6 protein-coding genes and 2 pseudogenes are annotated in these 6,476 nt (G+C 43.3%); 5 read left to right on the plus strand and 3 right to left on the minus strand.

The features are described 5' to 3' along the window. Window positions 1–162 precede the first annotated feature (162 nt). On the minus strand, window positions 163–1,593 hold the full coding sequence (locus tag AC2VE5_RS15705) for an energy transducer TonB (protein ID WP_486888675.1): 1,431 nt from the start codon (window positions 1,591–1,593) through the stop codon (window positions 163–165). Between the two features lie 290 nt (window positions 1,594–1,883). Here AC2VE5_RS15705 and AC2VE5_RS15710 point away from each other — a divergent pair, with 290 nt between their 5' ends. Together AC2VE5_RS15710 and AC2VE5_RS15715 are read left to right on the plus strand one after the other, a co-directional pair. Beyond that, window positions 1,884–2,030: a hypothetical protein gene (locus AC2VE5_RS15710; RefSeq protein WP_486888676.1), complete on the plus strand. Its 147-nt coding sequence runs from the start codon at window positions 1,884–1,886 to the stop codon at window positions 2,028–2,030. 761 nt (window positions 2,031–2,791) lie between these two features. Continuing rightward, window positions 2,792–3,457, plus strand: coding sequence for an SDR family oxidoreductase (locus AC2VE5_RS15715; RefSeq protein ID WP_486888680.1), 666 nt, complete (start codon window positions 2,792–2,794; stop codon window positions 3,455–3,457). A gap of 65 nt (window positions 3,458–3,522) precedes the next feature. Here the strand turns inward: AC2VE5_RS15715 and AC2VE5_RS15720 are convergent, their stop codons facing one another. Beyond that, a complete protein-coding gene (locus AC2VE5_RS15720) occupies window positions 3,523–3,960 on the minus strand; it encodes a DoxX family protein (protein ID WP_486888678.1) in 438 nt (145 codons plus the stop codon). 367 nt (window positions 3,961–4,327) lie between these two features. Here AC2VE5_RS15720 and AC2VE5_RS15725 point away from each other — a divergent pair, with 367 nt between their 5' ends. Continuing rightward, window positions 4,328–5,374 (plus strand): hemolysin family protein, encoded by a 1,047-nt coding sequence (locus AC2VE5_RS15725; RefSeq protein WP_486888679.1) that lies wholly within the window; start codon window positions 4,328–4,330, stop codon window positions 5,372–5,374. A gap of 29 nt (window positions 5,375–5,403) precedes the next feature. On the opposite strand, the pseudogene AC2VE5_RS15730 reads toward AC2VE5_RS15725, so the two are convergent. Beyond that, window positions 5,404–5,574, minus strand: a pseudogene (locus AC2VE5_RS15730) (IS1 family transposase); the annotation flags it as partial. Between the two features lie 247 nt (window positions 5,575–5,821). Here AC2VE5_RS15730 and AC2VE5_RS15735 point away from each other — a divergent pair. Together AC2VE5_RS15735 and AC2VE5_RS15740 are read left to right on the plus strand one after the other, a co-directional pair. Continuing rightward, window positions 5,822–6,316 (plus strand): annotated as a pseudogene (locus tag AC2VE5_RS15735) (GTP-binding protein); the annotation flags it as partial. A gap of 63 nt (window positions 6,317–6,379) precedes the next feature. Next, the coding region (locus AC2VE5_RS15740) for an IS1/IS1595 family N-terminal zinc-binding domain-containing protein (protein ID WP_486886923.1) at window positions 6,380–6,476 on the plus strand (97 nt) is incomplete at its 3' end.

The raw sequence follows: 6,476 nt of genomic DNA on the forward strand, positions 1-6,476 counted from the left end.
AAGCGGACATCACTCTGGTGGTAATGAAGGAGTTGATGACTCAAAAGGCACTGGCGAAGGCTCTATCGGCGGCGTAGAAAGCGTTGTGGTTGGCAACGGTTCTATCGGCGTAGAAGGGGTTACTAAAGGCTCCGGTGCAGGTACTGGGGCGCGATCGCGAAGTTATTGTTCCTGTTGTTGGCGGGCTAAACGTTCCTTTTCTTGTTGCTGTTGGCGGGCTAAACGTTCCTTTTCTTGTTGTTCCTTTTCGCGGGCTAAACGTTGACGTTCTTGCTTTTCTCGACGTTCGCGGGCAAGGCTTTCTGTATCTGATCCTTTTTTGGCAAAGGTAAAAGACTGCGATATTCCCTGCTGTTCGCTATTTGACGATGCTAATTTCCAATCTTTAACTGCATCAGTCGCCGCGCGATCGAGGATGTCATGACCGCTCGAATTTGCCACCCTGACGTTACTAATATTACCATTACGGTCGGCATCAAAAACAAGTTTTACCGTGCCTTCTATACCCTTTCTTTCGGCTCTTTTGGGATAAGGTGGATCGGGACAGCGACGACAGGCAAGATTTCCAGAACCAGGTCTTGATGATAGTAAGTCTTCGCCTGGTTGGGTTGTATTGCTGGGCGCAGTTGCTACTTTTTCTGTTCCACCACTGTTATTATTTTCCTGCCCAGTAGAATTATTTCCTGGTTGACTGCGCGCTCGTGGTGTACCGGAATTATTACCTGCTGAATTTTGCAAACCAGGTGTTAAAGAGCGATCGCTTACTTTATTACTATTTGCTACATTACTTTGACTTACTGAGGAGTTTGAGGGATTGACAGGATTGCTAGGTTTTTCTGAAGGCGTATAAGGTGGTTGGTTATTGCGCGGCGAAGGACGGGCGGAGGCTGTAACGTTAGTCCTTCGCTTAATTGGTGTTTGCAAAGGAACTTGCGGGGGTGTTGTTAGGGGTGTAGGTATTGGCTTTGGTGTTGCTACTACAACAGGGCTAGGTATTGGCTCCGGTTTCTCACTGGCTAATGGTGTAGGAGTGGGTGTTAGTGTAGGCATGGGGGTAGATTTCAGTTTGGCAATTAGCTCCGACGGTAAGCTGGCTACAGGTGTAGGGATAGGCGTTGCTACTACTTCCGGTTGTGGAGTAGGAACAGGTGGTAAAGTCTCAGCTACTTTAGGCGTTGCTATAGGTGTTGGCTGCGAAGTTGCTAATGGTTTTTCAATGCTTGTAGTTTTAGGACTAGGTGGCTTCTCAACCTTTGCTGATGGCGATAAAGCAATTGCTTGCTCAGAAGATGTTTGAGATGATTTTGCTTCAGGAGCAGGATTACTTGTTTTCGCGCTTGCTGATGGCTTAGATCCACCGCCTATTTTTGGTGGAGGCTTCGGTTCTGGCTTTGCGGCTTCAACCCTAGGAGTATCGAGAACGATAACTTCAATCGGTTCTTCTGCTAATTCTGGCTCTCTTATCCAAAAATTGCTCAGACTTAACACTACAAGGTGCAGCCCCACTGAACCAACTAGGCTAAAGACAATAAAAGACTTCAGCGCCTCGTCTTCTTTTCCTCGCTGCTGTACAGCAATGCTAGACAAACCCATACACTATTGCTACTAATTCGCATCTGGTTAATCACCCTAAGATGTATTAGGAGTATTGTCAAGTATGTATAGGCGCATTATTTGCGCTCGGAGCGCGATCGCAATTCAGCAAGTTCATTGCTGGCGGTTATTTCAGGTGTTGTATCAAAGGAAAAACAATTTATTATTTATAATTGCTTGACATTATTTCGCATTAGATTTACTTCTTGTTGAGAACCCTATAAAGTGGGCGGCTGCAATAAAATGCAAGATGTAAGAGATATATTTTCTGTACTGAGGCAGTATTCTTGATGCCTTCTCCCATCCGGATAGTTTTAACAAAAGAAGAAGATCGTACATTATTAGAATTGCGGGTAGCCACTTGTGTGCCGCAGAGGACAAGAGATCGCGCCCATATCTTGCGCCTGAACGCTCAAGGGTGGAAAAATAATCATTAACTCTGCTAAGAGTTGGTGTGTCTTTTTTCTGTTTCATGCAACAAAGCCATCCATATCAAACAGCCAGTGGTGTTTAATCCGATCCTAGCTCATTGAAGAAAGAAGGATTTCCAGAAGCGTGCTTATGTGGTGCAAATTGAGGTTTTCTCTGCTTGTAGGTAGAGGGGGATAAAACCCTTGTCTGCTCCAATTGAGTCATCTTTCTAGTGACACACTAGGCAGTTAAATCTAACAGCTACTTTTGGTTTTATGAGGTTTAGTACGGCTTGGATTGCAACGATGAAGTCTGTTTGACCAAGATCATGTCCTTCGTCACAGCATTGTATCCTATTTGCCATATTGTTGTAACATTCAAGTGCTTAACTATTCATATGAGCAAAGACAATCTTGCTCCTCACACCTAATTTAATTTCTACCCTCCGATAGCGCCATGCCGCGTAGGGGGGTATTTTATTGACTCAGTTTTTGTCATCTGTTAACTACGGCGCTTTTAATATAATTCGTGAAACCTGAGAATCTGGGACGGGTATGAGGCGAAGTCAACCAAGTGGTCAGAAAAGCTTTTGCACTACTGATGAACGAGCTTATACGAATCATCTACCCAAGAGCCAGGAAGGCAATCCCAATGCACCGGAGAAAGTCATCGGTTAATAGCTCAAGAATCAGACGGTGAATGCAATGTCTGAATAACGAAGAAATACCTATGATAAACAGTAAGATTGTCCTACAATCAATCCTATCAATGGTCCCACCATCAACATATGGCAACGTATTTAGTTACAGGGGCAAATCGTGGCATCGGCTACGAATACTGCCGTCAGCTTCAGGCACGGGGGGATAGCGCGATCGCAGTTTGTCGGGAGGTATCTGGTGAATTGAAGGCGCTAGGAGTCCGAGTAGAAGAAGGCATCGATGTAACTTCTGATGCTGCGGTTGCTTCCTTGCACGAGCGGCTAGGAAAGACCCAGATTGATGTGTTAATCAATAATGCGGCGATCGCCAAGCGCATAACATTAGAAAATCTCGATTTTAATAATATCCGAGAACAGTTTGAAGTCAATGCCCTAGGCGCGTTGCGAGTAACTCAGGTATTACTTCCCCGCCTCAAGGCAGGTGGGAAGGTCGCGCTAATGACGAGCCGCATGGGGTCAATTTCCGATAATACTTCTGGCAGTTCCTACGGCTATCGAATGTCGAAAGTAGCATTATCAATGGCAGGCAAATCCCTTTCTCACGATCTCAAAAATCAAGGCATTGCTGTGGCTATCTTGCACCCAGGCTTAGTGCAAACTCGAATGACCAACTTTACAGCGATCGGCATCACACCAGAAGTATCGGTACGAGGATTGTTAGCTCGAATTGATGGGCTAACGCTAGAAAATACAGGTACTTTTTGGCATAGCAATGGCGAAGTATTGCCTTGGTAATATGCTGTCCCACTAGACAAGTCTAAGGTAACAAATGAGTTTTGAAAAGCTAACACAATGTCTTGCTAAGTAATTTCTGTTCCATCTGTCACCGCCTTGGCTTGGGGCTGCTTTGGATGTTTGGTGTACCACCAAGCCCAAGCAATCAACACTGCCTGCAAGGGTAACCTTCCCCAATAAAGTAGTTGATTTTGAGGAACGCCATCGAGCTTAATGTTGTGCAAAGCCATGTAAATGTTCGCAGGAAATACAGCGATGAATAGAGCAATTAAACCCCATGCTGCTGCCACGCTTACCGATGGAATCAATAAGCCAATACCGCCTAAAATCTCGAATACACCACTGATGTAGACGGAGGGATACGTCGGAAATACTGGTGGAACAATTCGGGCAAATTGCTCTGCTCTAAGAAAATGAGTGATGCCAATAATAATGAGGGACATAGAGAAAATAACGCGCAGAATTTCTCTAACCCGCCCAGAAGTGCTATTGATTGGAGTCATAGAGTTAAAAGATACAACCTAACAGAACAATAGCTATCTATATTTCAAATTCCTTCTATCTCAAGGCAGTTAAAAAAACAGTTTTGACCAATTACTTTCTTTGTTTAAGTAGATGGCTTCGTTAAATATTTTTCTTAATAGCCTTCTGCTGCGATCGCTTCTGCTTCCATTTGAGTCCATCGGCTCATTACAAATCCATAGAATAAACCTAATTGTATAGGTATAGCCGAAAAATTGCTAAAACTATGCTAGCCCGCTAAGCACTTCACTGAAGAAAGCAGAGGTAGAGGAAGCAAGGAAAAAGGGAAAATTTGGCATGATATAGATTACACCTTGTTACCTTCTACTCCCATAAGCGAGAAATATCATGTTTGCTCTTGTTATCGCTGTACTGATTGTTCTCTCAGGTTCAGCAATCTGTTCTGGCACTGAAGCTGCGTTGTTTTCAGTCTCTACGCTCAAGGTTCGACAGTGGGTGCAAGTAAATAAACCTAGTGCTAAAGTCCTCCTGGCGATTCGAGAAAATATGAATCGACCAATTGCGACTATCGTAATTCTTAACAATATTTTTAATATTGTTGGCAGTATTGTCATCGCTCAAATCGCTGAATCAGTATTTGGAGATACATTATTAGGTATATTCTCAGGAGTCTTAACATTCCTGATCATAATTTTTGGTGAAATTATTCCTAAAACTCTTGGCGAACGCTACGCCGAAAGTATATCTTTGTTAACCGCCTTGCCTGTTACCGGACTGACCTTCATATTCACACCTATGGTGTGGATTATGGAAAAAGTTACAGCACCTTTGATTAAAGGGAAAAAAAGACCAACTACAAATGAAGCTGAAATCAAATTATTGGCAAAAATTGGTTATCAAGAGGGAATTATTGAAGATGATGAAGCCGAAATGATCCAGAGGGTGTTTATGTTAAATGATTTGACAGCAGTTGAGTTGATGACACCCCGAATAGCTTTAACTTATGTGCGAGGTGATTTGACTTTGTCTGAATGCAAAAGAGAAATCATAGCTTCACAACATAGTCGAATCATTGTGACGGAAGACTCTATAGATAAAGTAATTGGAGTAGCATTAAAACATCAGTTGCTAACAGCAATGGTTGAAGGAAAAAATAACCAAAAAGTTGCTGACCTGACCCGTAAAGTTCGTTTTGTTCCTGAAACAATTCGGGCAGATAAATTGCTCAAAGCCTTCTTGAAAGCGCGTGAACATCTCGTAGTGGTGATAAATGAATATGGGATTGTTTCTGGTGTAATAACGCTAGAGGATGTACTTGAGGTGCTAACAGGTGAAATTGTCGATGAAACAGACCGGATAATTGACCTCCAACAAATTGCCCGCAGTAAGCTAAGAAGAATGTTGAATATTAAAGGTCTTGACGATCGTTCATAGCATTTGGGCGTTGCTGAAAATGATATGAATCATTGCGGAACTGGGACATCCCAGAATTTGAGGTAATGTAGTAACAATCGGATTGAGTATCTCAGGATTACAACAGATTTGGAATAACATAGGGTTTTTCGATGTAGTAGCCTGGCAAGATAGTGTCTAAACCGAGTGTTTTCCCCCTCAACCTTAGTCCTATGGGTTCTATAGTGTATAGTTAAAAAAGCACTACAAGTATTGTTTAAGCTGTGAGCTACTGTTTCTCTACAAAAATTTGCCGCCTTAGCCTCAATATTTGTTGCGGTCAGTGTCCGCCATAAGCTTGCTTCAATAATTATTTCTCTAGCGATGTTTTAATTGATTCAATACCGCTAGAGATGCTTTAGCTCATAGATTCACGAGCGGTTTTGCTAGGCAAGACTGCTAAGTAAAGCAATCTGAGGAATTAAAATTATGCAACTAAAGGTACAACCTGCGATCGCGCACAGCGCTCTAGCCCCCGCTTCACTCGTGGAAGAAGTCAATCGTCGACGGAATTTTGCGATCATTTCTCACCCCGACGCAGGAAAAACAACTTTAACAGAAAAGCTCTTGCTGTACGGAGGTGCGATCCAAGAAGCCGGAGCAGTAAAGGCGAAACGGGCGCAGCGCAGTGCAACGTCTGACTGGATGGCAATGGAGCAACAGAGGGGAATTTCTATTACTTCTACGGTCTTGCAGTTTGAGTATCAGGAACATTTACTAAACTTGTTAGATACTCCTGGACACCAAGATTTTAGTGAAGATACTTATCGCACCCTTGCTGCTGCGGACAACGCTGTCATGCTGATTGACGCGGCAAAAGGGTTAGAGACTCAAACCCGCAAGCTATTTGAAGTATGCCAGATGAGAACGCTGCCTATATTTACATTCATCAACAAACTAGATCGTCCTAGCTTAACTGCATTGGTAGTGCGTCAAATAAACGTGGGATTGGTAGAGTAGAGGGGATCTCTCATCTGCAACTCGTCCATGCAATGCCCTTTGTGTGATCATTCTAAAGCCCATAAACACGGCAAGATGCCCAACGGACATCAACGCTATCTCTGTCCTGTTTGCCAACAGACGT

This window comes from Aliterella sp. E5.1 (genome assembly GCF_057473825.1).